Source organism: Croceicoccus sp. (assembly GCF_983967925.1).
This window is the reverse complement of record NZ_CFETID010000063.1, coordinates 1-2709: the sequence shown is the minus strand read 5'-3', so window position 1 is coordinate 2709 and position 2709 is coordinate 1. Positions and strand designations below refer to the sequence as shown.

Here is a 2709-nt window from a genome sequence, read left to right as displayed (position 1 = left end):
CTCTTTCCCTACACACGCTCTTCCGATCTAATCGCGGCTGAACAGCGGTTCTTCCACTGGGAAGTGGCCTTCCCCGGCGTATGGCGCGACTTGTCCTCTTCGGGTCGGTCAGGCGGGTTCGATGCGGTCATTGGCAACCCGCCTTACGTCCGGCAGGAAGAAATCTCCCCGATCAAGCCCGCCCTGTCGAAAGCCTTCGACACCTATGCCGGCACCGCCGATCTCTACGTCTATTTCTACGAACAGGGGACCAAGCTGCTCAGGCCCGGCGGGCGAATGGGCTATGTCGTCACCAACAAGTGGTTGAAGGCTGGCTATGCAGAGAAGCTTCGGCGGATGTTCGCCGAGGATGTGTGGGTCGAATTTCTGGCCGATTTCGGCCACGCGCGCCATTTGTTCCCGGATGCCGACGTCTTTCCATGCGTCATCGCAGTGCAGAAGCCCGATGCAGACGCTGTGCCCGAGCAATACGATCTTGCGGTAATCCCGCGTGACGATGTTCCGCGTGAGGGTCTGTCGGCAGCAGTCCACGCCGCGACCTATCGTGCCGAACGCTCCGACCTGACCGAAGAAGCATGGGTGCTGGAGCCGCCAGACGTAGCCGCCCTGCTCAAGAAGATTCGTGAGCGCGGCGTATCGCTTGAGGAATATGCCGGGGCTAGTCCGCTTTACGGCGTGAAGACGGGCTTCAATGAGGCATTTCTGATCGACACCGCCACACGCGATCAGCTTGTTGGCGATGACCCGAAAGCAGCCGACATCATCAAGCCCTACCTGCGCGGTCAGGACATTGGCCGCTGGCTGCCGGAGTGGAACGGGCTCTGGATGATCTTCGCTCGGCGAGGTATCGACATTGAAGAATATCCGAGCGTACTTCGGCATCTCGAGTCTTTCCGAACACAGCTAGAACCCAAACCAGCTAATTGGCAGCCTCCGAAGAAGGATGCGAAATGGCCAGGTCGGAAGGCCGGAAGTTATCGCTGGTATGAGATTCAGGATGCTGTCGACTACTTTGAGGATTTTGACCGCCCGAAGGTCCTTTTGCGGCGCATCGCTTTCTATGCCCAAGTCTGCACTGACCAAGGCCAATACATGGTCAATGACTCAGCTTTGATACTGCCGACCGTTGATGAATGGATCGTCGCCTGCCTCAACTCACCGATCGGCTGGTATTTCCAATTCAAAAAGTTCCCGCACAAGAAGGATGAGGCGCTCGCTTTTGATATTCCTTATATCCGTGAGTTCCCAATTCCGCAGCTTGAACACGGAAAGCGGGAAGCGTTCCAAGATAATGTTGAGTGCATTAAGACGAACACCGCCATCGTGGAAAAAGCGGATCGAGCCATTGCTGACTGGCTTGGGTTCGAGTTCCCAAGAGTTACTAGCACCGCCCTTTCCGAGGCCAGCAAGCTCGACAGCGACGGCTTTGTCTCAGCGGTCCGCGCCGCCCTGCCCAAACGTGAAGGCTTGACCCCGACCCAACTCCGTCGGCTGCGCGAAGCGTTTGCCGAGACCGCCGAGCCTGCCCGGCAGGCACGGATCGAATTGCTGGCCCATGAGCGCAGCCTCGCTGCCATGGTCGAGCGCGCCTATGGCCTGACCGACGAGGAAGTTGCTCTCATGTGGCGCACGGCCCCGCCCCGCATGCCGCTGGCCCCTCCACCCGGGTTAGATCTAAGCGATGACACTGGTGACTGAACTACTCTAGGTTTTTGCTGTCACTGCTAAAGTCCGCAACCGGCGCACTTCCTGACCTTTCCGCAACCGAACTCCATTGGCTGACTGTGGGCCGGAAGCAGAATGGCGGCTCTAGAGCGGCCAAACCCAAAAAGCGGACTTAGGATGCGCCGACTTACACGCACACTGTTGGAAAAGTTCGTCAGTGCTCGCTATCGGGCTCTATGGCCACGACACCAACAGCAACAAACGCAACGAAGAAGGGGCACTGTCCCACCTGCGATGGCGAGCGCACCTGCGAAATCCACGGCTCGATCTACAAGGCTTGGGACTGGGAGGACAAGCAATATGGCCATTCGGTCAACGGCGGTGTCGACCACTCTCTGCTCGAATGTCAAGGGTGCGAGACGGTCTTCTACGAAACTTCCAGCTGGAACAGCGAAGACACCGATCACTACTACGATGCGGCGGGGCAGGAGCAGTATGAGCATCCGAGGGAGATACAAACTTATCCGAAGCCAGAGGCCAAGACGAAGCCGGTATGGTTCGACGCCATGCAAAAGGCTGACCCCCAGCTGCGCAATATCCTGAGCCAGATGTACGTAGCGCACGACAACCAGGCACACATCCTCACGGCGATAGGACTCAGAACGGCACTGGACCGTGCAACCGAAGTCATCGGCATCGACCCGGCCAAGACATTTGATGAGAAACTGAACGAGCTGCGCAACGGAGGGTGGATCGGGCAAACTGAGCGGGACATCCTCGGCGTTGTTACGGATGCGGGTAATGCGGCTGCGCATCGCGGCTGGGAGCCCGACAGTCAGGAGGTTTCCGAACTGCTCTCATCGCTAGAGGTGTTCCTCCATCGCGCTTTTATCGTCGGCCAGAAGGCATTAGGCATCAAGAAAAGTATTCCCGCAAAACCCGAGCGGCTGCTCGCCGTTGGGAAGAAGACTACTCCCTGACCACAATTGGGGCCGGAAGCGGAAAGGCAGCTTTTATATCTTTGAGCGGATTAAGCGGACAGCG

Annotated in this window: 2 protein-coding genes; both read left to right on the top strand. The window is 57.9% G+C overall.

The features are described 5' to 3' along the window. Positions 1–1698 (top strand): Eco57I restriction-modification methylase domain-containing protein (locus AC4FIJ_RS16420; RefSeq protein ID WP_490337697.1); only part of this gene is annotated, 1698 nt, incomplete at its 5' end. A 203-nt stretch (positions 1699–1901) separates the two neighbouring features. Further along, entirely contained in the window at positions 1902–2645 is a 744-nt protein-coding gene (locus tag AC4FIJ_RS16415) for a DUF4145 domain-containing protein (RefSeq protein ID WP_054522875.1), read from the top strand. Positions 2646–2709 lie beyond the last annotated feature (64 nt).